Origin of the sequence: Klebsiella michiganensis (genome assembly GCF_015139575.1) — a bacterium.
GTDB classification, from domain to species: domain Bacteria; phylum Pseudomonadota; class Gammaproteobacteria; order Enterobacterales; family Enterobacteriaceae; genus Klebsiella; species Klebsiella michiganensis.
Genome location: NZ_AP022547.1, coordinates 5,425,598 through 5,448,304 on the forward strand (window position 1 = coordinate 5,425,598; position 22,707 = coordinate 5,448,304).

General features: G+C 50.3%; 24 protein-coding genes. 15 read left to right on the forward strand and 9 right to left on the reverse strand.

The annotated features are described in order from the left end of the window. Positions 1-115: 115 nt before the first annotated feature. From frdA to JLG71_RS25385, 5 genes are all read left to right on the forward strand, one after another. The gene (gene frdA, locus JLG71_RS25365; protein WP_025107641.1) at positions 116-1,906 is read left to right on the forward strand and encodes a fumarate reductase (quinol) flavoprotein subunit; all 1,791 of its coding nucleotides are present in this window, start codon (positions 116-118) and stop codon (positions 1,904-1,906) included. After that, positions 1,899-2,633: a succinate dehydrogenase/fumarate reductase iron-sulfur subunit gene (locus JLG71_RS25370; protein ID WP_004097940.1), complete on the forward strand. Its 735-nt coding sequence runs from the start codon at positions 1,899-1,901 to the stop codon at positions 2,631-2,633. Before frdA ends, JLG71_RS25370 begins: the two co-directional genes overlap by 8 nt. Before the next feature lie 10 nt (positions 2,634-2,643). Next, the gene (frdC, locus tag JLG71_RS25375; RefSeq protein ID WP_064379952.1) at positions 2,644-3,039 is read left to right on the forward strand and encodes a fumarate reductase subunit FrdC; all 396 of its coding nucleotides are present in this window, start codon (positions 2,644-2,646) and stop codon (positions 3,037-3,039) included. 10 nt (positions 3,040-3,049) lie between these two features. Next, the gene (gene frdD / locus JLG71_RS25380; RefSeq protein ID WP_004097938.1) at positions 3,050-3,409 is read left to right on the forward strand and encodes a fumarate reductase subunit FrdD; all 360 of its coding nucleotides are present in this window, start codon (positions 3,050-3,052) and stop codon (positions 3,407-3,409) included. 140 nt (positions 3,410-3,549) lie between these two features. Continuing rightward, positions 3,550-4,080, forward strand: a complete 531-nt coding sequence (locus JLG71_RS25385; protein ID WP_025107642.1) for a lipocalin family protein — start codon at positions 3,550-3,552, stop codon at positions 4,078-4,080. Here the strand turns inward: JLG71_RS25385 and sugE are convergent. The 4 genes from sugE to efp form a co-directional block, all read right to left on the reverse strand. After that, the gene (sugE, locus tag JLG71_RS25390) at positions 4,077-4,394 is read right to left on the reverse strand and encodes a quaternary ammonium compound efflux SMR transporter SugE (protein ID WP_014227609.1); all 318 of its coding nucleotides are present in this window, start codon (positions 4,392-4,394) and stop codon (positions 4,077-4,079) included. The genes JLG71_RS25385 and sugE overlap by 4 nt on opposite strands. A gap of 140 nt (positions 4,395-4,534) precedes the next feature. After that, positions 4,535-4,681: a lipoprotein toxin entericidin B gene (gene ecnB, locus JLG71_RS25395; RefSeq protein ID WP_004097935.1), complete on the reverse strand. Its 147-nt coding sequence runs from the start codon at positions 4,679-4,681 to the stop codon at positions 4,535-4,537. A gap of 162 nt (positions 4,682-4,843) precedes the next feature. Continuing rightward, on the reverse strand, positions 4,844-4,975 hold the full coding sequence (locus tag JLG71_RS25400; RefSeq protein ID WP_025107643.1) for an entericidin A/B family lipoprotein: 132 nt from the start codon (positions 4,973-4,975) through the stop codon (positions 4,844-4,846). A gap of 69 nt (positions 4,976-5,044) precedes the next feature. Beyond that, positions 5,045-5,611 carry an elongation factor P gene (gene efp, locus JLG71_RS25405; RefSeq protein ID WP_004097931.1) on the reverse strand — a complete coding sequence of 189 codons (567 nt, stop codon included), beginning with the start codon at positions 5,609-5,611 and terminating at the stop codon, positions 5,045-5,047. 42 nt (positions 5,612-5,653) lie between these two features. Between efp and epmB the strand changes: the two genes are divergently transcribed. Continuing rightward, positions 5,654-6,682 carry an EF-P beta-lysylation protein EpmB gene (epmB, locus tag JLG71_RS25410; RefSeq protein ID WP_032695144.1) on the forward strand — a complete coding sequence of 343 codons (1,029 nt, stop codon included), beginning with the start codon at positions 5,654-5,656 and terminating at the stop codon, positions 6,680-6,682. Positions 6,683-6,843: 161 nt separating this feature from the next. Here epmB and JLG71_RS25415 read toward each other — a convergent pair whose 3' ends face one another. Then, positions 6,844-7,410: a winged helix-turn-helix domain-containing protein gene (locus JLG71_RS25415; RefSeq protein ID WP_004097927.1), complete on the reverse strand. Its 567-nt coding sequence runs from the start codon at positions 7,408-7,410 to the stop codon at positions 6,844-6,846. A 481-nt stretch (positions 7,411-7,891) separates the two neighbouring features. On the opposite strand from JLG71_RS25415, the gene JLG71_RS25420 reads away from it, so the two are divergent. The 8 genes from JLG71_RS25420 to yjeJ all read left to right on the forward strand — a co-directional run bounded on the left by JLG71_RS25420 (position 7,892) and on the right by yjeJ (position 17,987). Further along, the gene (locus JLG71_RS25420; RefSeq protein WP_025107645.1) at positions 7,892-8,452 is read left to right on the forward strand and encodes a fimbrial protein; all 561 of its coding nucleotides are present in this window, start codon (positions 7,892-7,894) and stop codon (positions 8,450-8,452) included. A 57-nt stretch (positions 8,453-8,509) separates the two neighbouring features. Next, entirely contained in the window at positions 8,510-9,202 is a 693-nt protein-coding gene (locus JLG71_RS25425) for a fimbrial biogenesis chaperone (protein WP_200913891.1), read from the forward strand. Between the two features lie 28 nt (positions 9,203-9,230). Then, on the forward strand, positions 9,231-11,786 hold the full coding sequence (locus JLG71_RS25430; RefSeq protein WP_406811800.1) for a fimbria/pilus outer membrane usher protein: 2,556 nt from the start codon (positions 9,231-9,233) through the stop codon (positions 11,784-11,786). Between the two features lie 4 nt (positions 11,787-11,790). Beyond that, the gene (locus JLG71_RS25435; protein WP_046876844.1) at positions 11,791-12,804 is read left to right on the forward strand and encodes a fimbrial protein; all 1,014 of its coding nucleotides are present in this window, start codon (positions 11,791-11,793) and stop codon (positions 12,802-12,804) included. Positions 12,805-13,252: 448 nt separating this feature from the next. Continuing rightward, on the forward strand, positions 13,253-13,615 hold the full coding sequence (locus JLG71_RS25440; RefSeq protein ID WP_004097919.1) for a hypothetical protein: 363 nt from the start codon (positions 13,253-13,255) through the stop codon (positions 13,613-13,615). 80 nt (positions 13,616-13,695) lie between these two features. Then, complete coding sequence (locus JLG71_RS25445) at positions 13,696-14,982, forward strand: HlyD family secretion protein (protein ID WP_064405839.1); 1,287 nt, start codon at positions 13,696-13,698, stop codon at positions 14,980-14,982. Then, positions 14,975-17,098, forward strand: coding sequence for a peptidase domain-containing ABC transporter (locus JLG71_RS25450; RefSeq protein WP_004097913.1), 2,124 nt, complete (start codon positions 14,975-14,977; stop codon positions 17,096-17,098). The genes JLG71_RS25445 and JLG71_RS25450 overlap by 8 nt, the downstream gene beginning before the upstream one ends. Positions 17,099-17,120: 22 nt before the next feature. Beyond that, entirely contained in the window at positions 17,121-17,987 is an 867-nt protein-coding gene (gene yjeJ, locus JLG71_RS25455) for a YjeJ family protein (protein ID WP_025107651.1), read from the forward strand. 47 nt (positions 17,988-18,034) lie between these two features. Here the strand turns inward: yjeJ and JLG71_RS25460 are convergent, their stop codons facing one another. The 3 genes from JLG71_RS25460 to JLG71_RS25470 form a co-directional block, all read right to left on the reverse strand. After that, positions 18,035-18,388: a DUF4156 domain-containing protein gene (locus tag JLG71_RS25460; RefSeq protein ID WP_004097909.1), complete on the reverse strand. Its 354-nt coding sequence runs from the start codon at positions 18,386-18,388 to the stop codon at positions 18,035-18,037. Between the two features lie 133 nt (positions 18,389-18,521). Continuing rightward, the gene (gene groL / locus JLG71_RS25465; protein WP_032747587.1) at positions 18,522-20,168 is read right to left on the reverse strand and encodes a chaperonin GroEL; all 1,647 of its coding nucleotides are present in this window, start codon (positions 20,166-20,168) and stop codon (positions 18,522-18,524) included. Positions 20,169-20,211: 43 nt separating this feature from the next. After that, complete coding sequence (locus JLG71_RS25470; RefSeq protein WP_003855929.1) at positions 20,212-20,505, reverse strand: co-chaperone GroES; 294 nt, start codon at positions 20,503-20,505, stop codon at positions 20,212-20,214. Positions 20,506-20,739: 234 nt separating this feature from the next. Here JLG71_RS25470 and yjeH point away from each other — a divergent pair, with 234 nt between their 5' ends. Next, entirely contained in the window at positions 20,740-21,999 is a 1,260-nt protein-coding gene (gene yjeH, locus JLG71_RS25475; RefSeq protein ID WP_025107653.1) for an L-methionine/branched-chain amino acid transporter, read from the forward strand. 19 nt (positions 22,000-22,018) lie between these two features. Here yjeH and JLG71_RS25480 read toward each other — a convergent pair whose 3' ends face one another. Next, positions 22,019-22,495: an FxsA family protein gene (locus JLG71_RS25480; RefSeq protein ID WP_004097899.1), complete on the reverse strand. Its 477-nt coding sequence runs from the start codon at positions 22,493-22,495 to the stop codon at positions 22,019-22,021. Between the last annotated feature and the right edge of the window lie 212 nt (positions 22,496-22,707).

The window sequence follows — 22,707 nt, forward strand, 5'->3', positions numbered from 1 at the left end:
ATCGAACACGTCAATTTTCCCTCATAACCCTACGGCTATACTCCTTACCTATAAAGGAGCAGTGATACGTTTTCGCCAGCCCGGCGGCGAAATAAACAAAAACTGGAGGAATGTCGTGCAAACTTTTCAAGCCGATCTTGCCGTAATAGGCGCAGGCGGAGCAGGTCTTCGCGCCGCAATAGCCGCCGCGCAAGCTAATCCCAATGCAAAAATCGCTCTAATTTCAAAAGTCTATCCTATGCGCAGCCATACCGTTGCTGCTGAAGGGGGTTCCGCTGCCGTCGCGCAGGATCATGATAGCTTCGAGTACCATTTTCACGACACCGTTGCCGGCGGCGACTGGCTATGTGAGCAGGACGTCGTTGACTACTTCGTTCATCACTGCCCGACGGAAATGACCCAGCTCGAACAGTGGGGATGCCCGTGGAGCCGCCGCCCGGACGGCAGCGTCAACGTCCGGCGATTCGGCGGTATGAAGATCGAACGAACCTGGTTCGCTGCCGATAAAACCGGCTTTCATATGCTGCACACCCTGTTCCAGACCTCGCTTCAATTCCCGCAAATCCAACGCTTCGACGAACATTTTGTTCTGGATATTCTGGTCGATGATGGGCAGGCTCGCGGTCTGGTCGCGATGAATATGATGGAAGGTACGCTGGTGCAGATCCGCGCCAACGCGGTAGTTCTGGCTACCGGCGGCGCTGGACGCGTGTATCGCTACAATACCAACGGCGGTATCGTCACCGGCGACGGGATGGGTATGGCGCTCAGCCACGGCGTACCGCTGCGCGATATGGAGTTCGTGCAGTATCACCCCACCGGCCTGCCGGGCTCCGGTATTCTGATGACGGAAGGCTGCCGCGGCGAAGGCGGTATTCTGGTCAACAAGAACGGCTACCGCTACCTGCAGGATTACGGCATGGGTCCGGAAACCCCGCTGGGCGAACCGAAAAATAAATATATGGAGCTGGGTCCGCGCGATAAAGTCTCCCAGGCTTTCTGGCACGAATGGCGCAAGGGCAACACGATCCCTACGCCGCGAGGCGATGTGGTCTATCTCGATCTGCGCCATTTGGGTGAGAAAAAGCTGCTTGAACGTCTGCCGTTTATCTGTGAACTCTCGAAAGCCTACGTTGGCGTCGATCCGGTAAAAGAGCCGATTCCGGTGCGTCCAACCGCACACTACACCATGGGCGGGATCGAAACCGACCAGCAGTGTGAAACCCGTATCAAAGGGCTGTTTGCCGTTGGCGAGTGTTCTTCTGTGGGTCTGCACGGCGCCAACCGCCTTGGCTCCAACTCCCTGGCGGAGCTGGTGGTCTTTGGTCGTCTGGCCGGTGAGCAGGCCATGCAGCGCGCAACCGAAGCGGGCGAAGCCAATAGCGCCGCGCTGGACGCGCAGGTCGTCGATATCGAGAAGCGCCTGAAAGATCTGGTTAATCAGGAAGGTAACGAGAACTGGGCGAAGATTCGCGACGAAATGGGTCTGTCGATGGAAGAAGGCTGCGGCATCTACCGTACGCCGGAGCTCATGCAGAAAACGGTCGATAAGCTCGCCGAGCTGCAGGAGCGCTTCAAGCGCGTGCGGATCACCGACACGTCCAGCGTGTTCAATACCGACCTGCTGTACACCATCGAACTGGGCCATGGTCTGAACGTCGCCGAATGTATGGCGCATTCCGCCCTCGCGCGTAAAGAGTCCCGCGGCGCGCATCAGCGCCTGGATGAAGGCTGCACCGAGCGCGACGACGTCAACTTCCTCAAGCATACCCTCGCCTTCCGCGATGCCGATGGCCACACCAGTCTGGAGTACAGTGATGTGAAAATCACCACTCTGCCGCCGGCAAAACGCGTGTACGGTGCGGAAGCGGAAGCAGCCGAGAAGAAGGAGACGACGAATGGCTGAGATGAAAAACATGAAAGTCGAAGTGGTGCGCTACAACCCGGAAGTGGACATCGCACCGCACAGCGCTTTCTATGAAGTTCCCTATGATGAGCAAACCTCGCTGCTTGATGCGCTGGGCTATATCAAAGACAACCTCGCGCCGGACCTCAGCTACCGCTGGTCCTGCCGCATGGCGATTTGCGGTTCCTGCGGCATGATGGTGAACAAGGTGCCAAAACTGGCCTGCAAAACCTTCCTGCGCGAATACACCAAAGGCATTAAAGTCGAGGCGCTGGCTAACTTCCCGATTGAGCGCGATCTGGTGGTCGATATGACCCACTTTATTGAAAGCCTGGAAGCGATTAAGCCGTACATCATTGGCAACCCGCGCACGCCCGATCAGGGGCCTAACACCCAGACCCCGGCGCAAATGGCCAAGTACCACCAGTTCTCCGGCTGCATTAACTGCGGCCTGTGCTACGCGGCCTGCCCGCAGTTTGGTCTTAATCCGGAGTTTATCGGCCCGGCGGCGATCACCCTCGCCCATCGCTACAACGAAGACAGCCGCGACCACGGTAAAAAGGAACGTATGGCGCAGCTTAACGGCCAGAATGGCGTCTGGACATGTACTTTCGTGGGCTACTGCTCCGAAGTCTGCCCGAAACACGTCGACCCGGCGGCCGCGATCCAGCAGGGCAAGGTAGAAAGCTCGAAAGACTTTCTTATCGCCACCCTGAAACCACGCTAAGGAGTGCAGTATGACGACTAAACGCAAACCCTACGTGCGGCCGATGCCGTCCACCTGGTGGAAAAAGCTGCCGTTTTATCGCTTCTATATGCTGCGTGAGGGAACAGCGGTACCCACGGTCTGGTTCAGCATCGTGCTGATTTACGGATTGTTCGCACTGAAGCACGGCGCGGAGAGCTGGGCCGGGTATATCGGTTTTCTGCAAAATCCGATTGTCGTGATCCTGAACCTGATCACGCTTGCAGCCGCGCTGCTGCATACCAAAACCTGGTTTGAGCTGGCACCGAAAGCTGCCAATATTATCCTTAAAGGCGAGAAAATGGGGCCAGAGCCGGTTATTAAGGGGCTTTGGGTCGTCACTGCGGTCGTCACCGCGGTGATCCTGTTTGTCGCGCTGTTCTGGTAAGGAGGCTGGAATGATTAATCCCAAACCAAAACGTTCTGATGAACCGGTATTCTGGGGGCTGTTTGGCGCTGGCGGCATGTGGGGAGCGATTGTCGCCCCCGTCATCGTGCTGCTGGTGGGTATTATGCTGCCGCTCGGACTGGCGCCCGCGGACGCCTTCAGCTACGAACGCGTGCTGGCTTTCGCCCATAGCTTTATTGGCCGCGCATTCATTTTCCTGATGATTGTGCTGCCGCTATGGTGTGGACTTCACCGTATTCACCATGCGATGCATGATTTGAAAATTCACGTACCCAACGGTAAGTGGGTCTTCTACGGCCTCGCGGCGATTCTGACCGTCGTCACTCTGGTCGGCATATTGTTCATCTAAAGCGCTCGCCGGAGGCCGCTTTTACCTCCTCGGCGATAAGCCCGGTAGCATTATGTTACCGGGCTCGCTTCTCAAGAAAATTCCGCCGCATTTTTCCTGCCTGAATCTACACTTAGCTTAAAACTGGCAAGGAAAACATTATGCGTCTGCTACCCGTTATTGCGGTTGTTGCCGCTTCATTTCTGCTTGTAGCCTGCAGCGCGCCGACGCCACCTTCTGGCGTAACCGTGGTCAGTCCGTTCAACCCTCAACGCTATCTTGGCACCTGGTATGAGATTGCCCGCTTCGATCACCATTTTGAGAGCGGTTTAGAAAAAGTTACCGCAACCTATAGCCTGCGCGACGATGGTGGGCTGGACGTGGTCAATAAGGGATACAACCCCGACCGGGGGATGTGGCAGAAGACCGACGGCGTGGCTTACTTTACCGGGGAGCCCACGCGAGCCGCGCTGAAAGTGTCGTTTTTCGGCCCCTTCTATGGCGGCTATAACGTGATTGCGCTGGACAAGGATTATCGCTACGCGCTGGTTTGCGGACCTGACCGGGATTATCTCTGGCTACTGGCGCGAGCGCCGAAAATCCCGCCAGAAGTGAAGCAGCAGATGCTGGATATCGCTACCCGGCAGGGATTCGACGTCAGCAAACTGCTGTGGGTCAATCAGCAGTATTAATGCGCGCTCATTTTCAAGCCAATGATACCAATCACAATACACGCCAGGCTGGCAATGCGCATCGGGCTGGCGGATTCGCCTAGCAGGATAATCCCCGTCACGGCTGCGCCGACCGCGCCAATTCCGGTCCAAACGGCGTAAGCCGTCCCCACGGGTAGCGTTTTCATCGCCCACGACAACAGCGCCATGCTGATGACCATGGCGGCAATCGTTATCACGCTTGGCACCAGGCGGCTAAACCCATGGGTATATTTGAGGCCGACAGCCCAGACGACTTCCAGCAGACCCGCGATAAACAGAATAAACCAGGACATATGGCTCCTTTGATGGGGCCGTCCCCAGATGTGAAACGCTTACAGGCCGTCCCGTAAGGTAGATGATATTCCGCAGGAATTATACACGACGTGGCAACGGTGAGGAAGAACGGTACGACCAACGGCCGTACCGCCATGGTCTATTGCTGAGCTTTGGTCGCGGCGCCCGAAATCGCGCTACCGCCTTCTGAAATATCCTGACCTACACCGCGCGTGGTGTTACATGCGGTCAGTACAGAGGAAAGTGCCAAAACCGTAAAGAACGCTGCAATCGCTTTTTTTACCATAATGTCATCCTTATTAACCAGTTTTAGTTATCGTGCTCTATAAGCATAGACAAACTGGTCCAGGATGAGGGAAGCGAGACGATTTTTAAGAGAAAAAGAAGTGAAGAAAGTGAATCAGATAGAGCGTGAGTATATGAATAAGAATTGCCTGATGAAATAAGATTAGCTGACCGCGTGAGAAATAGCATGACCCAGGCTCTGGATATCCTCGCCCACGCCGCGAGCCGTATTGCACCCGGCAAGCAGAGAACCGCTCAGCAATAACAGTAGCAACAGTTTCAGTGTAGGACTCATCTTCCTTGCCTGCGGTTTCAACCTGTAGAGGCGCAGCATGGCGCTGCGCCAACTCTTTCGCCGCCTGAATTACTTCACGCGGGAGACGTATTCGCCAGAACGAGTATCGACTTTGATGACTTCGCCAATCTGTACGAACAGAGGAACTTTAACCACTGCGCCAGTGGACAGCGTTGCAGGCTTGCCGCCGGTACCCGCAGTATCGCCTTTCAGGCCTGGATCGGTTTCAACGATTTCCAGCTCAACAAAGTTTGGCGGGGTGACGGAAATAGGCTGACCGTTCCACAGGGTCACGATGCATTCAGCCTGATCCAGCAGCCACTTAGCGTTATCGCCAACGGCTTTAGCATCAGCGGCCAGCTGTTCGAAGGTAGAGTTGTTCATAAAGTGCCAGAACTCACCGTCGTTATACAGGTAAGTCAGGTTCATATCGACAACGTCCGCACCTTCAGCAGAATCGGTAGACTTGAAGGTTTTCTCAACGCGAGTACCGGTCAACAGGCGGCGCAGCTTAACGCGCGCGAAAGCCTGGCCTTTGCCGGGTTTAACGAATTCACTGGCTTCAACGGCATAAGGTTCGCCGTCCATCATGATTTTAAGACCGGCACGAAAATCGTTGCTATAGTAAGTCGCCATAAGGCCCTCTGAAATTTTGTTAATTGGTAGCTAAGCCACAAAATGGCGCATATTGTAACCCTAAATACCCCATCCAGAGAAGATTGGTTAACGCAACTTGCCGATGTTGTGACCAGTCCTGATGAACTGCTGCATCTTTTAAATGTAGACGCAGATGCGAATCTATTGGCAGGACGTGATGCTAAGCGCCTGTTCGCACTGCGTGTTCCGCGGGCGTTTATTGCCCGTATGGAGCCAGGCAATCCCAACGATCCTCTTCTACGTCAGGTACTTACCTCCCAGGAAGAGTTTATTAATGCCCCAGGATTCTCTACCGATCCGCTGGAAGAACAGCATAGCGTGGTACCCGGTCTGCTGCATAAATACAGCAACCGTGCGCTACTGCTGGTGAAAGGCGGCTGCGCGGTAAATTGTCGTTATTGCTTCCGTCGTCACTTCCCCTATGCTGAAAACCAGGGCAATAAGCGTAACTGGCAGCAGGCCCTGGAGTACATTTCGGCACATCCACAGCTGGATGAGATCATTTTTTCCGGCGGCGATCCGCTTATGGCCAAGGATCATGAACTCGACTGGCTATTGACGCAGCTGGAATCTATTCCGCACATCAAGCGCCTGCGTATTCACAGCCGGCTGCCCATTGTGATTCCTGCGCGTATAACTGATACGCTGGTTGCCCGTATTGCTGCATCATCGTTACAGGTACTGCTGGTAAACCACGTTAACCACGCCAACGAGATTGATGCGGCGTTTCGTGCGTCCATGAAAAAACTGCGTATGGCTGGCGTGACCTTATTGAATCAAAGCGTGCTGCTGCGCGGCGTAAATGATAACGCCAACACGCTTGCCGACCTGAGCAACGCGCTATTCGACGCCGGCGTCATGCCTTATTATCTGCATGTGTTAGACAAAGTGCAGGGAGCGGCGCATTTTATGGTCAGTGACGAAGAGGCCAGAGCGATCGTGCGCGAATTGCTGACGCTGGTGTCCGGCTATTTAGTACCAAAACTTGCGCGGGAAATCGGCGGGGAACCCAGCAAGACGCCCCTCGACTTGGGGTTAAAGCAGCAATAGTCAATCCGTCTGCCGGGCATGGCCAGGCAGACTGCCTATTTGCTATTACTCACTGGTATATAAATACTACTGCTTAATCATTTTCGTAAAACCAGCCGTTATCCTTTCTGAAAGAAAGTAAAAGCAAATATAAAAGCAAGCTGTTAACCCATTCATTAAAGCTACAAGAAAAGAGAAAGAATGTTTGCTGCGGTCATAACCAATAGCAGGGGTAAAATCCACTTTGGTAATTTGAACTCTGTTGCTTTATTGTCATTGAAACTTTTTTGCGCATCTTCCTGAATGGCTAAATTATGAGTCACATTGTTCTCAACCGGAGGCGAAGATGTGCTCGCGGTGATCTGCACATTTTCAGGGTTTTCTGGCTCTTTTTCGTCCGTTCGGAAGAATGACGCGATATTTGATCCTGCGGCGAGAACAAATCCCCGCTGCCTTACTGTGACAATAATATCTTGCGATAATCCTGCTTTCAGTAATGATTTTCTTAGCAAGGAAATGTTCTGATAGAACGTATTCTGAGAAACAACAATCCCTCTATTTTTCCACACTATATCCAGAAACTCCTCCCTGGATATAATCTTCCCGTTGCTTTCGAGCAAAAGTTGCAGGCAGCGTGCCGTTGGCACATTGAGGGTCACGCTGTCCCCATTCTCTCCTACAGGCTGTAGCTCATTCATATTTACATTAAAAATAACTTCATTATTAATGATATATTCATTGAATATCATAATCCCAATCCTCTCTCACCATTCCATATGAAACAAAGATGAATTAAATTCAAATTCACCTTTAGCAAACACAACACATCCCTTTTAGCCTGCCAGATTAGATAATTTCAAGGATAAATTCCCGCTCCTCCCAGAGCAAAGATAATATTATCATGATATTTGAACCAAAGGGAAGACTGATTTACAACTATACGTTCCAGATACGCTCGTTATTATCTACGAAGTCTACTTGTGAATTTGCAACCTTCAATAAACAAGCTTTAAATTCAAGCAGAATTCACATGCATTTTATCTATCCTGCACTTAGATTTGTTACCGCTCCGGCACAATACGCGCTGATTTGTACAATAGTGGCGGCAGGAGAAAGATAACGATAGCGCTCAGGCAGCATAGCGGAATGCTAGTTATTACTATTCATACTAATTAACATCCACGCCATGACGCTATTCAGGACTTTAGTATCTCTATATGGATTAAATAAATGAAAAAAACAATTGTAGCTGTAATGGTCGCTGCTTCAGCAGTTCTGAGTGCCCAGGCTTTTGCGGCAGGAAACAGTTCTAATCTGACTATTCTGGGCAACGTAACCGACACCGGCGAATCCTGTAACGTAACGCCGTCCGCGATGATTTCAGGCGGATCTTTAACGCTGGATGATGTAAAAGCATCCGTGCTGGAGGCCCTGGCTGTCAACGCACCGTATATGTCTACAGCAAAAGATATTGAGTACAAAATCGAAGACTGCCAGAAAGGCGCTAAAGACTTTAGTGGCAATATCAACGTCACCGTAACAGGCGACTATATCAGCGGCCAGGATGACGTGCTGACCAACTCCGCGGCCAGCCCGGCGACTAACGCTGCGGTTACCGTGGTTAATACCGATGGAACTCGCGTAAGCTTCACCGGCACTACGCCTAAGGTTATTGCATATACTGCGGGTACGCCTTCTTATCTGCGTTATAAAGCCGCATACGTTAAAACCGCAAATGGCGTTACCGATGGTGCAGTTAAGGGTGTAGCAACCTTTACTATTAGCTACTAATAAGCATGCCGGGGTTTACCTGAGGTAAACCCCATTCTTATATTCAGGGAATGAATTATGCTGAAGTCATTATTAAGGCTAACTACACTTTCTTTTATTACCATCAGCTTCGTAGCCCACAGCGGAGTCGTGGTGGATTCAACCCGTCATCTTTATAAAGAAGGCGCGCGAGAAATCAGCGCAAACATTGAAAATAAAGATGATACGCCATATCTTATTAAATCCTGGGTAGAAGCACCTGAAGGAACGAAAGACAGCTTTTTTATGGTGACGCCTCCACTTTTCCGTCTGGAGGGAAAGCAAACGAATACGGTGCGTGTTTTTCCTAATGCGTATATATCCAAAGCACCAAAGGATCGTGAAACCGTCTACTTCTTTAACGTTATGTCTATCCCGCCAACCAGCGATAGTGAAGCCGATAAAAACAAGCTACAGCTCGCCGTTCGCCACAGAATGCGCCTCATCTATCGTCCACGCGCTATTCAGGATATGAATATTACTACTGAGGCCAGAAATCTGCAGTGGCGTAAGTCCGGTAATAAAATAACGTTAAAAAACCCGACCCCATTCTTTATTTATTTTAAAACAATAACAATAAACGGCAGGGATATTACCAGTACAGTCAATAATATTGATGCTTTTTCCAGCAAGGAATTCACGTTACCTGCAGGTGTTAATGGTTCAGAGATCGAGTGGAGAGTTTCTACCGATAATGGGGGTTCAGGTCCAGTTAACACCACATCGATTTAAATTTTTTTCATTGGCCAGGGTGAAAAGTATGTCTATTTCAATAAAAAAAATGGGCGGGGCGCTATCCGGAACCTACCACACATTTTTCGTTCTCGTTCCGGCGCTCGCTCTCGGTTTAAGCGCTAATGCCCTGGCACGTGATTTTTTTGATCCCGCTTTTATAAAATCAGTAAATCAGGGCGATCCATCCTCAATACCGGACCTGTCCCTGTATTCAACCAGGGATGCACAGGCACCAGGGGTGTACCGCATTGACGTTATTTTAAATAATAGTCTGCAAGAAACGGCCGATATTCGCTTTGTTGACAAAAAAGATCCGGCGACTGATGCCTTAAAACTCGCGCCATGTTTAAGCATTGCTAAATTAACCACCTATGGTTTACGTTCCGAAGCATTTCCAACATTAAAAGAGGATGCAAACGGCTGTGCTGATACGAGCGTCATCCCGGATTTGACTACCGATTTTAACTTTAATACTCAACAGTTGCTGATCTCCATACCGCAGGCAGCCCTGTCGACAATCGCTCAGGGTTTTGTTTCTCCCGATGAGTTTGATGACGGTATTAACGCCTTGCTGACCAATTATCAGTTTAGTTCAGGTAAAGACTACGAAGCTGACAATGAATATTACAATCTTAATTTACAATCCGGCCTGAACGTTGGGCCGTGGCGCCTGCGCAACCTTAGTACCTGGAATAAATCAGCCGGTACGAAGAGTGACTGGGATTCCGTCTATCTCTATGCGCAGCGAAGCATTGTGTCGTTGAAAAGCACTTTAGTCATGGGTGAAAGCACCTCTCTCTCCAGCATTTTTGACAGCGTGCCCTTCACGGGGATTCAGCTGGCAACCGATACGGATATGATTCCTGAAAGCCTGCGCGGTTTCGCACCAATTGTTCGGGGTATTGCCAGGACCAACGCTCGCATCGTCATTAAACAGAATGGCTATCAAATCTACCAGGCCTTTGTCGCTCCGGGCGCTTTCGAAATCACCGATCTCTACTCGACCGGCGGCAACGGTGACCTTTACGTCACCGTCGAGGAGTCCGATGGTTCCCAACAGAACTTCGTCGTGCCTTACGCCTCTCTGCCATTAATGCTCAGAGAAGGCCAGATGGAGTATGAGGTCACGAGCGGTAAATATCGCCCATATGACGGCAATATAGATGAAAAACCGTTTACGCAGGCTACGATCGGCTACGGTGTCTTAAGCAACACCACTTTCTATACCGGTTTGCAGGCGGCATCCAACTATCAGGCGCTCGCTTTCGGAGTCGGGCAAAACCTTGGCGATATTGGCGCGGTTTCCGCAGACGTCACGACAGCCTGGTCCCACAAGAAAGATGAAGATAAAACGTCCGGCCAATCCTGGCGTATCCGCTATGGTAAAAATATTCTTGAGACCGGCACCAATATTACCGTAGCCGGCTACCGCTATTCGACCTCCGGGTACAATACGCTAAGCGATGTGATGAACACCTATAGCAACAGATACGGCGGCTATACTCCACGCTCTCTGCGTAACAGAACCAATATTACCGTGAGCCAAAGCCTGGGGGCCGGGTTAGGTAGCCTTTCTGTATCCGGTATATTCGAGGATTACTGGGACAGCAAGCGCCACAATAACTCGCTGAATATTGGTTACAACGGCGGGTTCCGTCGCTTTAACTATTATGCCGGCTATAGCTATAGCCGCTACAGCTGGGGAAATAGTGGCTCCGGCCGTTATGTAGAGGATGACCATGTCGTTTCATTTAATATCTCTATTCCTTTAAGCGAGTGGTTGCCTAATGCTTATGCGACCTACAACGTCACCAACAGCAGCCCGGGCTCGACCGATCAGTATGTTTCTCTGAGCGGGGTGGCGCTGGAAAATCATAACCTCGACTGGAACGTACAGCAGGGCTACAGCAATCGGGAGGATGCCAGCGGCGGCGTCTACGGCAACTATCGTGGTTCAACGGGTTCAGTTAACGCCGGCTACAGTTATGCCAAACATAGCCAGTTGATTAACTATGGTCTCAGCGGCGGCGTATTAATGCATGCCGACGGTATTACCCTGGGTCAGGAAATGTCTGAAACCGCCGTACTGGTTAAAGCACCCGGGCTGAAAAATGTACGCCTGGAAAACGACGCGACTATCGAAACGGACTCCCGCGGCTACGCGATTATTCCGTACGTTACGCCATACCATCGGACCAACGTAACCTTAGATAGCACGACTCTGGGGAATAATATGGAATTGCCAAATACGACGCAAAAAGTCGTGCCTACACGTGCAGCCGTGGTACGGGCGAACTTCGCGGGTAATATTGGCCGCCGCGCATTCCTTATCCTTAAGAGAGCATCAGGCGAAAACGTGCCGTATGGCGCAACGGTAACGTCAACTACCGATAAAAATGCCCAGGCCAGTATCGTGTCTGATGGTGGGATGGTCTACATGTCCGGTCTAAAAGATAACGGTGAAGTCTATGCCCAGTGGGGCTCAAAGACTGACCAGCGGTGTAAAGCGGCCTATAGTCTGGCTACGGAAATCGAAGGCATCGCGCAGACGACAGCGGTTTGCCACCAACAGGGAAAGTAATACTATGAAAAGCCTTTTTTTTATTATTAGTTTACTCAGCATAAGCTTACAGGCGGTGGCTACCTGCTCATATAGTAAAACGGGTGGCGGTGCGATTACCGTTAGTTTTAACGGCTCTGTCGTCGCGGATTCCACATTACCTGACGGTAGCATATTAGCGTCGGCAAGGCGTGGAAGTGTAAATCCCAAAACATTTTCCTCATGTGGCTCCAGCGATGTTTATGTCGTTAGAACCTCACCTGCCGTGAGCCCATCCAGCATTTCGAAAATTGATGGGAAAGTCGTTTATGAAACGGGGATTCCGGGTATTGGGTTTCAGATTTCCGATATCACTTTACCATCAGTTAACTATTTTTCTCCTGCAGAAATAGACCAGCCAGACGTAGCCAGCAATCGCTATTTTTCTAAGCCTTCTGGCCAGGTCATGGTCTGGTTAGTGAAAACCGGCCCCATAACGAAGCAAAAGGGAAATAAAACGGCGGTTTATTTTATGGCTGGACCGCCAAATCAGACCAGTACGGGCTCATCGAATACGGCTGAATTATTCAGAATCAATGTGGATTTGACCAATATTAGTTTTAAGGAAACGACCTGCGAAATCTCGCCGCGCAATGGGAGTATCGTAAAGCTATCAACCATTGATATTTCAGATTTAAATTCCGTAGCTGTCGGTAGTGCCGCAGGCAAGTCCAAAAATATCACCCTCGATATTAATTGCCCGGACTCAGAAATCAATAAAAAATATGTTTACTGGTTTAGCCCTATATCTGTAGCATCAACAAGCGTAAATGGACTATTACTAAATTCATTACCAGACGGCGCTCAAAACATAGGTATCATTCTTAAAAAAAATGGTTCTGCGATAAAATTTAACGATCTGAGTGCCTACCCCTTCGTCAGTACTAAGAGTCAGGATTTAACGCTCACTGCTGACTATTTTAAAATCGCTAAAAATGTCTCTGCAGGCATCACTGGGGAGATAAAAACAGATTTAGAGGTCATCCTGCAGGAGGAATAATTCCCCTGCGAGCAAGGATATAAGCATATACCAGCAAGTTTTACATAGACTTAATGATGAATAAAAGCAAAAACGTTATAAATCCAAAATTATTCGAGTGGTGAGTGAGAGAATACCTGGCAGTTTACTGCATTAAGTGGCTGGGCTGAGCGCGCTCAGCCAACGCTCAGGCAGCCTGAAGTGTGGCGGTTAAAATGCCTCTCGTTATCAATCCGTTCTCTCACACACAATCACGCCATCAATATTAATTCACTAAAGCTGATACATGAACCGCTAAAAATTCACTAATCAATCATCAACACAGACATTGAAAAATAACAGTCACATATTAGAATCAGCCTCGAAATACCGCCTTGCACCTTCGTGTATTTCATTTTCTAAAAATGTCAAAATAGATTTTGACTTGTTGTTGTTTTCTTAAAGCACTCATATATTAAAGGAATATATAATGAAACAACTCACTGTATTTGAAATGGAAGAGATTTCTGGTGGCTACTCCTGGGACTTCTCATCGATAACTGGCGCCTTAACCAGTATTGTTTTTAATAGCGCTGAAGCTATCGGAGCATCCATTTTAGGCGCCACAGCTGGCGCACTTGCCGGTTCTGCTATGGGCGGCATCTTCGGCGGTAACGGTGGCGGCATTTTGGGTATCGGGTCAATTGGCCAGGCGGTGGGGATGATTTACGGTCTGTGCGTTGGCGGCGTTGGTGGCGCTATTGCTGGTGCCATGGTTGGCTGGGATATCACTCTCGATAAATGTATCGAGATGTTTGATGGATTTGTTGATGGTACGCTAGCCTACTGGTAAGAAAGTTTTCAGACCATAACTTTATGAAGGCTCTGACGAGCCTTCTTTTATCTTAATTCTCTATCTCAAAGCTGATAACAATGTTAAAAAATATCTATCGCAAGGAAGCGATTGAGTACAAAAAAATTCACTGGAAAGGGAAAGCATTATTGTTAGCAGGCATCCCGGCATGGTTGGTTACCTTGTTAGCATCACTTTTTCTTATTGCTCTTGTATTATCTCTCATATTTTGTACCTTCACTCAGCGCATTGATGTGCGTGGCGAAGTCATTACACTCCCCCACTCCGTGAACGTCTTCGCACCACAGCAAGGTTTTGTTGTTAATCAGCACGTAAAAGTGGGTGATATCGTAAACAAAGGCCAACCGCTTTATGAGCTTGACGTTTCGCGTAATACCATTAATGGGAATGTGAGCGCAGCCCAAATTGAAGTGATTAATGAAAAAATTGCTAATGCGGAAGATATTATAAGCAAACTGACGCGCAATAAAGCTGAAACATTAACCGCCCTTGATAAACAGCTTAAAACTACCAGCGCCTCACTGGCTGAAACTAATCGCATGCTGGCGACGACTCAGGTAGGCTTAAACAAAATGCATACCAACTTATCCAGCTATGATAAATACCTCAAGGATGGTCTGATCACTAAAGACCAGTATAACTATCAGCATTCTTTATATTTTCAACAGCAAAGCGCCTATCAATCCCTGGTTACCCAAAAAATGCAGCTGGAATCTCAGCTCACGCAAACCAATAGCGATAAAATAACCAAAGCAGCAGACTTTGATAATCAGATCTCCAGCCAGCACAATCAAATCAATGATTACAAAAATCAGCTGGTAGAATCCAACGCGAATGGTAATCTCATTATTAAAGCAACGACCAATGGCAAGATTGAGTCGCTGGCAGTGACTAAGGGGCAGATGGTTGAGAACGGCAGCAGCCTCGCACAGATCAAACCCACAGGGGATATTGAGTATTATCTCATCCTATGGTTACCCAATAATACTATCCCTTATGTGAAGCCAGGCGACACGATTAATATTCGCTATGATGCTTTTCCTGCGGATAAATTTGGACAATTTCCAGGAAAGGTTATTTCTATCTCCTCGGTTCCAGCATCACGCCAGGAGATGGCTGAATATACCAACGTTAATAACGGCACTAGCCAGCAGGAGTTGGCGCTCTATAAAGCCATTATAAAAATTAAAGACAAGACTTTTAACTACAACGGAAAAACGCTCACGCTCTCTAACGGCCTGAAGGCTCAGGCGGTAGTTTTTCTTGAAGAGCGTCCGCTTTATATGTGGATGTTTACCCCTTTCTATAAGATGACGCAAAGCGTGAGTGGCCCGATCGATGCATAAAGAACTGTTTAAAACGATTACCGATAAGCTAAATTTTTCGCTCCGCCATAAAACGCCGGTGATATTACAGTCGGAGGCTGCCGAATGCGGTATCGCCTGTCTGGCGATGGTTTGCGGCTTCTACGGGCTCAATATCGACCTGTTCAACTTCCGCCATCGCTACGGCAGTCCTTCTCAGGGCGTTACGCTCATGTCGTTGAGCAAAACGGCGGAACATGCCGGGTTGAAAAGCCGCGCGCTATCCCTCGACCTGGATGAAATCAAGCAGCTAAAGCTGCCCTGCGTCATCCACTGGGGTTTGAATCATTACGTGGTGCTCACTAAAGTGCGTAAAAGCAGCTTTATTGTTCACGACCCGGCGCTGGGTAAACGGGTTATTGGCATCCAGGAAATGTCCAATAACTTTACCGGCGTTGCGCTGGAGCTATGGCCGGACCAAAACTTTCAGCAGGAACAGGCGAAATCTCGTCTACGCCTGCTGGACCTGATGCGTAATATTGTTGGGCTGAAATCCGTCCTGCTCAAGATCTTTGCCTTTTCGGTAGTGGTTGAGGCTATCGGTCTGTTGTTACCCATCGGCACGCAGCTGGTTACCGACCACGTCATCATGGCGCACGATCAGAGCCTGCTTTCGGTTATCTGTATTGGCCTGGTTTTCTTCACGCTCTTCCGTACATTTATTAGTATGCTGCGGGCCTGGATCTCATTAACGTTAAATACGCTGACCAATATTCAGTGGAAGACAACGCTGTTCGATCATCTGGCGAGCCTGCCGTTATCCTTTTTTGAGAAGCGCCATCTGGGCGATATTCAGTCTCGTTTCTCCTCGCTGGATACTATCCGCTCAACCTTCACCAATAGTATTGTTACCGGCATTATCGATTCGATTATGACCGTTGGCCTGCTGATTATGCTAACGCTTTATGGCGGCTGGCTGGTTTGGGTCGTGGTGGGCTTTACTTTATGCTACGTCATCATGCGTTTTGCGACCTACAGCTTCTACCGCCGCGTTGCCGAAGAGCAGGTTATCAAGGGCGCCCGTTCCAGCTCGCACTTTATGGAGTCGCTCTACGGTATTTCAACCATTAAGGCGTTGAACTTAAAAGAACGCCGTTCGCAGCACTGGTTAAATATCAACATCGACGCCTGTAATGCCGGCATCAAACAGACTCGGTTCGATATGATGTTTGGCGGTATTAATACCTTTATTACTTCTATCGACCAGGTTGCGGTTCTCTGGCTGGGGGCAATTATGGTTATTGATAACAATATGACCCTTGGCATGTTTATGGCCTTTAATGCCTATCGCGGTCAGTTCTCGCAGCGCGCCTCAAGTTTGATCGATCTGATTATGCAGCTGCGTATGCTGTCGTTACATAATGAGCGTCTTTCAGAGATCGTCTTTAGCGAGCCGGAAAAAGAACTGCCTTCACGACGCGTTTTTGCAGAAAACACGGGCGTTAAACTGGAAGTGAAGAATCTCAGCTACCAGTACGATCCGTTCTCGCAGCCTATTTTTTCTAATTTAAATATTACCGTTGAACCGGGCGAATCCATCGCGCTGGTCGGCCCTTCCGGCGTCGGTAAAACCACGCTACTGAAAGTCATGTGCGGCCTGCTGTCCCCAACCAGCGGCGATGTGATAGCGGATAACCTCGATATTCAGAAAATCGGCATTAACAACTTCCGTCATGGAACGGCCTGCGTTCTGCAGGAAGACAGACTCTTTTCGGGTTCCCTGATCGATAATATCAGCGGCTTTGAAGATAACGCCGATATGGACTTTATCGTTGAATGCGCACGCAGATGTAATATCCATGATGAAATCATGAAAATGCCGATGGGGTACGAAACCATTGTCGGCGAGCTCGGTTTAGGCATCTCTGGCGGGCAAAAACAGCGGCTCTTAATCGCTCGCGCCCTCTATCGAAAACCCAGCATTCTGTTTATGGATGAAGCCACCAGTCATCTCGATCTTAAAAATGAGTCGGTGATTAACCAGTCTATCTCTGGGCTAAGCATTACCCGAATCATCGTCGCCCATCGGCCATCCACCATTGCCTCGGCCGATCGCATCATTGATTTATCACAGCTACGCACGCTGGCACCAGCGTAACCCTCAGGAAAAGGAGATCCGAATGCAAGGCACGTTTATTGGTTTTAATACCGCATCAATTAAATATGAAGACAAATTTTTAGCTTTAATGCTCAAAGTAAAGCTGAGTAATCAACTTTGCCAGTCTTACTATCTTCAGGCCCAGGCGCTTACCGACCTCCTGTTAGTTTTACAACACAGGATGGCCATCGTATTACAGCGCTTAAACGCTGAAGGTGAAAGTTATAAGAGCGAACTGGTCGCTTTTAATGAGCAGCTCATAGAAAACACCCCGGTTATAGATATGCCGGAAGTCCAGCAGCCCAATTCGGAAAGGCGAGTCATATCGATTACGTTAAAACCAGGAGATACCTGGTCAACGCTCATTCTGGTGCTGCAAAACGAGCAAATTGCTACGCTGCGCATTGATGATATGCAGGTTGAAGCGCTGCTGGTTGGAGTTCAGCAATCTCTTAAAAACGCCGGTGATAACGAACTGATTAAAAATTTAACGTCATCACTGGAAAGCCTGATGCTATATGCCCTGGATTTAACGAATAACAAGAATGTTGATTATCAACAGTACATCCAGGATGAGTGGAAGCTCAATCTGTTTTCCCATTATCTGGGCGTGCTGTACTGCTGTGATACGGAAGCAGGCCGAAAAATCATCTCCGGCGCGGTGATTAAAACCAACGCCGCCCATCCGTCAGAGCAGGAGAATAGCGTAGTGATGCGCTTAATTGAGAAGAGCCCAAAACTGAAAGAAGTGCACGCAAAGCATCAGCCCTGCCAGATTTTTAGCCAAATTATTCCTTCTCAGCCGGGAAGAATGCTGTCGCTGGAGGAGTGCCTGCGGCCTTTACATGCGTTCTACATGGCGACACAGGCCAAAATCAACGCGCGCTAAAAAATATGCCAGGTGCCTCTATTGGCTCAAAAGAGGCACCTGTTAAATCAATTCGGGCACTTATAAACCTGGCCGTTCATTTGGCTATCTGTCGGGACAAAGCTGGACAACAGATTCTGCGTCGGGCTGCTGACGCCGTAAATCACGTTGCCTCCCATTTCTGCCGCATGGTTACGCAGAGCGTTTGCCGCACCGCGCATAGAGCCGCCTTCATCACCATTCTGCCCGGACAGCCAGTTGCTCTGCGTACCGGTCGCAGTGCCTAACAGCTGGCATTCGGAACCCGGTTTATCCTCAACAAAGCGTACGTTCTGGCCACCAGAGGTCAATTCGTTGCTGGAGCTGCAACCTGCTAACAACAATGCTGCGCCGACAATCCCTGCTAAATATTTTACCTGCATGTTATTCCCCACGATCAATGAGCTGGACGCACTGGCCCGGATGTACAACCTTATACTAAAAAGACGACAAAAAGAAAAACCCCCGAGCATTTCTGCCCGAGGGTTCTTTATTTCTAAGGGGTATAGCGCACGATTACATCATGCCGCCCATACCGCCCATGCCACCCATACCGCCAGCAGCACCTAAGTCAGGCGCGTCGCTTTTCGGCAGGTCAGTAACCATGCACTCGGTGGTGATCATCAGACCAGCAACGGATGCTGCGTACTGCAGAGCAGAACGCGTCACTTTGGTTGGGTCCAGGATACCGAAGTCGATCATGTTGCCGTATTCTTCAGTTGCGGCGTTGTAACCGTAGTTACCTTCACCGGCTTTCACGTTGTTAGCAACAACTGACGGCTCTTCACCGGCGTTGGATACGATCTGACGCAGCGGAGCTTCCATTGCGCGCAGCGCAACTTTGATACCGACGTTCTGATCTTCGTTCTGAGCGGTCAGGCCAGCCAGTTTAGCGGCAACGCGAACCAGCGCTACGCCACCACCGGCAACCACGCCTTCTTCAACCGCAGCACGGGTCGCGTGCAGGGCATCGTCAACGCGGGCTTTCTTCTCTTTCATTTCAACTTCGGTCGCTGCGCCAACTTTGATTACCGCAACGCCGCCTGCCAGTTTCGCAACGCGCTCCTGCAGTTTTTCACGGTCGTAGTCAGAAGTCGCTTCTTCGATCTGCTTACGGATCTGAGTAACGCGGCCCTGAATCGCAGCTTCTTCACCCACGCCATCGATGATGGTGGTGGTGTCTTTGTTGATAACAACGCGTTTCGCCTGACCCAGGTCTTCCAGAGTCGCTTTTTCCAGCTCCATACCGATCTCTTCAGAGATAACGGTACCGCCGGTCAGGGTTGCGATGTCCTGCAGCATAGCTTTACGACGGTCGCCGAAGCCCGGAGCTTTAACCGCAGCCACTTTAACGATACCGCGCATGGTGTTCACCACCAGGGTCGCCAGCGCTTCGCCTTCTACGTCTTCAGCGATGATAACCAGCGGTTTGCCAGCTTTCGCTACGGCTTCCAGAACCGGCAGCATTTCGCGGATGTTGGAGATTTTTTTGTCAGCCAGCAGGATGAACGGGCTTTCCAGCTCAACAGCACCGGTTTCCGGCTTGTTGATGAAGTACGGGGACAGGTAGCCGCGGTCAAACTGCATACCTTCAACCACGTCCAGTTCGTCTTCCAGACCGGTACCGTCTTCAACGGTGATAACGCCTTCTTTACCGACTTTGTCCATCGCTTCCGCGATCAGTTTACCTACGGTTTCGTCGGAGTTAGCGGAGATGGTACCCACCTGAGCAATGGCTTTAGAGTCAGAGCACGGTACGGACAGCGTTTTCAGTTCTTCAACGGCGGCAACGACAGCTTTGTCGATACCACGTTTCAGGTCCATCGGGTTCATACCCGCAGCAACGGCTTTCAGGCCTTCAGCGATGATAGCCTGAGCCAGTACGGTTGCGGTGGTGGTACCGTCGCCTGCAGCGTCGTTCGCTTTAGAGGCAACTTCTTTCACCATCTGCGCGCCCATGTTTTCGAACTTGTCTTCCAGCTCGATTTCACGCGCTACGGAAACGCCGTCTTTAGTGATGGTTGGCGCACCGAAGGATTTGTCCAGAACCACATTACGGCCTTTCGGGCCCAGGGTTACTTTAACTGCGTCTGCCAGTACGTTTACGCCGCGCAGCATTTTCACACGAGCGTCGTTACCGAATTTTACGTCTTTAGCTGCCATTTTATCTTTCCCTTAAATTCGTATGTTCAGTGTCGTTCGCGGATTACGCTTCAACAATTGCCAGAATGTCGCTTTCGGACATGATCAACACTTCTTCATTGTCGATCTTCTCGGACTTCACGCCATAGCCATCGTTGAAAATGACGATGTCACCAACTTTAACGTCCAGAGGCTGCACGGTTCCGTTTTCCAGGATGCGGCCCTTACCGACAGCGATGATTTCGCCACGAGTTGATTTTGCTGCCGCAGAACCGGTCAGAACGATGCCGCCAGCAGACTTCGTTTCAACTTCTTTACGTTTGACGATCACACGATCATGTAACGGACGAATACTCATTTTGATAGCTCTCCTTTGAGAAAGTCATTATCAGTTATGGATGACGCCGGTCCGCACACGGTTTTCCGGCTAGTGCCCTGAGAGATGGGGATGGGGTTTTACCGCTTCAAGGGGAAACGCAAAAAAAAATTTGTCCTCGTGCTCGGACGCACATAAATTTGCCGTCCTCGCCTGACGTCATAAGCAAAAGCGATTGTGATACCATCCTTTTTTTGCCGGGCGCAAGGTTGAATCATGAGTGGTTTAAAACAGGAGTTAGGGCTGGCTCAAGGCGTGGGATTACTCTCCACGTCATTACTGGGAACCGGGGTCTTCGCCGTTCCGGCACTGGCCGCGCTGGTCGCCGGCGATAACAGCCTCTGGGCCTGGCCGGCGCTGATTTTACTGGTGTTTCCCATCGCTATCGTCTTTGCGACGCTGGGCCGCCACTTTCCCAGCGCCGGCGGCGTGGCGCATTTTGTGAATATGGCCTTTGGCCCGCGTCTGGCGCGCGTCACCGGCTGGCTCTTTTTATCGGTGATCCCGGTGGGATTACCCGCGGCCCTGCACATCGCCACCGGCTTTGGTCAGGCGCTTTTTGGCTGGCACGACAGCCAGCTGCTGCTGGCCGAGCTGGGAACGCTGGCGATTATCTGGTGGGTCGGTTCCCGCGGAGCCAGCTCCAGCGCCAATCTACAAACGCTGGTTGCCGTGCTGATTGTCGCCCTGATCGTCGCCATCTGGTGGCGCGGCGCGATCAATCCCGCGCAGATCCCCTTCCCCGCGCCCGCTGAAATCGATAGTTCGCAGCTTTTCTCCGCGCTTTCCGTGATGTTCTGGTGCTTTGTCGGGCTGGAGGCTTTTGCACACCTGGCCTCTGAGTTTAAGCAGCCGGAACGCGATTTCCCCCGCGCGCTGATGATTGGCTTATTACTGGCGGGTTCCGTCTACTGGGCCTGTACCGTGCTGGTCCTGCATTTTCATGCCTTTGGCGAGGAGATGGCCGCCGCCGCGTCGCTGCCCAATATCGTGGTGCACCTGTTTGGCGTGCAGGCGCTGTGGATTGCCTGCGTTATCGGCTATCTCGCCTGCTTCGCCAGCCTCAATATCTATATTCAGAGTTTTGCTCGCCTGGTCTGGTCGCAGGCGCAGTACAAACCCGAGAGCTATCTGGCCCGGCTGTCGCCGCGACAGATTCCGCGCAACGCGCTGAACGCGGTGCTCGGCTGCTGCGTCATTAGCGCGTTATGCATTTATGCGCTCAATATCAATCTTGATGCGCTGATCGTCTACGCCAACGGCATTTTTATTATGATCTATCTGCTGTGCATGCTGGCGGGCTGCCGTTTGCTTGAGGGACGTTATCGCGCGTTAGCGGCGTTTGGCAGCCTGCTGTGCCTGCTGCTGCTGGCGATGGTGGGCTGGAAGAGCCTTTACGCGTTTATCATGCTGGCGGTACTGTGGCTGTTTTTACCGAAGCGCAGGCTGGCGGAGGGGTATTCCAGGCCGGAGTAACCGGCCCGGGCAATGCATGTTAGTCGCGGCGATCGTCTTTATGATCGAGACGGTCGCGTTCGTCGTCTTTACGCTGGTATTCGCCTTCAAAGGTATCGCCGCCGCCCGTTCCGGCGCTAAACCCGCCGCCCGGCATTCGGCTAAAGCGCAGATGCGGCATCAGTTTTAAGGTCAGATGCTTCTGTACCGGAGGTAACAGCAGCAGCAGCCCCAGGAAATCGGTAAAGAACCCCGGCAGAAGCAACAGCAAACCGGCGATAATCAGCGACACGCTTTTGATCATCTCTGCGGCCGGGCTCTCCCCCGCCGCCATCTTCTGCTGCATCAGCATGAGGTTTTTAAAGCCCTGGTTTTTCACCAGCGATATCCCCACCACCGAGCTGAAGATCACCAGAATCAGCGTCAGCAGAACGCCAAGCACATGAGCGACCTGGATAAAGATCGAGATTTCAATGTAAACGTATAAAAAAACGGCAATTAACGGAATCCAACGCACCGGCGTCTCCTTCATTAACAGACGCCAGCATCGGCGCCCGTAGTCATAGATGTGCTATTCGCATCAGCAAGATGTTGGGCCAAAACGTCACTTTTCAATCGTAAAAAAAGCTTATTTTTTTCAAAATTAGAAAACCGGTGACTCATTTCACAGATTAATAATTCTTATAAGATTCACTACATAATAAGTGATCAGGGCGGCTGATATTCGCT

Excerpts from the sequence above, each read along its gene's own strand:
- JLG71_RS25370 (WP_004097940.1), top strand. The coding sequence starts at position 1,899 with ATGGCTGAGATGAAAAACATGAAAGTCGAAGTGGTGCGCTACAACCCG.
- frdC (WP_064379952.1), top strand. The coding sequence starts at position 2,644 with ATGACGACTAAACGCAAACCCTACGTGCGGCCGATGCCGTCCACCTGG.
- frdD (WP_004097938.1), top strand. The coding sequence starts at position 3,050 with ATGATTAATCCCAAACCAAAACGTTCTGATGAACCGGTATTCTGGGGG.
- JLG71_RS25385 (WP_025107642.1), top strand. The coding sequence starts at position 3,550 with ATGCGTCTGCTACCCGTTATTGCGGTTGTTGCCGCTTCATTTCTGCTT.
- sugE (WP_014227609.1), bottom strand. The coding sequence starts at position 4,394 with ATGTCCTGGTTTATTCTGTTTATCGCGGGTCTGCTGGAAGTCGTCTGG.
- ecnB (WP_004097935.1), bottom strand. The coding sequence starts at position 4,681 with ATGGTAAAAAAAGCGATTGCAGCGTTCTTTACGGTTTTGGCACTTTCC.
- JLG71_RS25400 (WP_025107643.1), bottom strand. The coding sequence starts at position 4,975 with ATGAGTCCTACACTGAAACTGTTGCTACTGTTATTGCTGAGCGGTTCT.
- efp (WP_004097931.1), bottom strand. The coding sequence starts at position 5,611 with ATGGCGACTTACTATAGCAACGATTTTCGTGCCGGTCTTAAAATCATG.
- epmB (WP_032695144.1), top strand. The coding sequence starts at position 5,654 with ATGGCGCATATTGTAACCCTAAATACCCCATCCAGAGAAGATTGGTTA.
- JLG71_RS25415 (WP_004097927.1), bottom strand. The coding sequence starts at position 7,410 with ATGATATTCAATGAATATATCATTAATAATGAAGTTATTTTTAATGTA.
- JLG71_RS25420 (WP_025107645.1), top strand. The coding sequence starts at position 7,892 with ATGAAAAAAACAATTGTAGCTGTAATGGTCGCTGCTTCAGCAGTTCTG.
- JLG71_RS25425 (WP_200913891.1), top strand. The coding sequence starts at position 8,510 with ATGCTGAAGTCATTATTAAGGCTAACTACACTTTCTTTTATTACCATC.
- JLG71_RS25430 (WP_406811800.1), top strand. The coding sequence starts at position 9,231 with ATGTCTATTTCAATAAAAAAAATGGGCGGGGCGCTATCCGGAACCTAC.
- JLG71_RS25435 (WP_046876844.1), top strand. The coding sequence starts at position 11,791 with ATGAAAAGCCTTTTTTTTATTATTAGTTTACTCAGCATAAGCTTACAG.
- JLG71_RS25440 (WP_004097919.1), top strand. The coding sequence starts at position 13,253 with ATGAAACAACTCACTGTATTTGAAATGGAAGAGATTTCTGGTGGCTAC.
- JLG71_RS25445 (WP_064405839.1), top strand. The coding sequence starts at position 13,696 with ATGTTAAAAAATATCTATCGCAAGGAAGCGATTGAGTACAAAAAAATT.
- JLG71_RS25450 (WP_004097913.1), top strand. The coding sequence starts at position 14,975 with ATGCATAAAGAACTGTTTAAAACGATTACCGATAAGCTAAATTTTTCG.
- yjeJ (WP_025107651.1), top strand. The coding sequence starts at position 17,121 with ATGCAAGGCACGTTTATTGGTTTTAATACCGCATCAATTAAATATGAA.
- JLG71_RS25460 (WP_004097909.1), bottom strand. The coding sequence starts at position 18,388 with ATGCAGGTAAAATATTTAGCAGGGATTGTCGGCGCAGCATTGTTGTTA.
- groL (WP_032747587.1), bottom strand. The coding sequence starts at position 20,168 with ATGGCAGCTAAAGACGTAAAATTCGGTAACGACGCTCGTGTGAAAATG.
- JLG71_RS25470 (WP_003855929.1), bottom strand. The coding sequence starts at position 20,505 with ATGAGTATTCGTCCGTTACATGATCGTGTGATCGTCAAACGTAAAGAA.
- yjeH (WP_025107653.1), top strand. The coding sequence starts at position 20,740 with ATGAGTGGTTTAAAACAGGAGTTAGGGCTGGCTCAAGGCGTGGGATTA.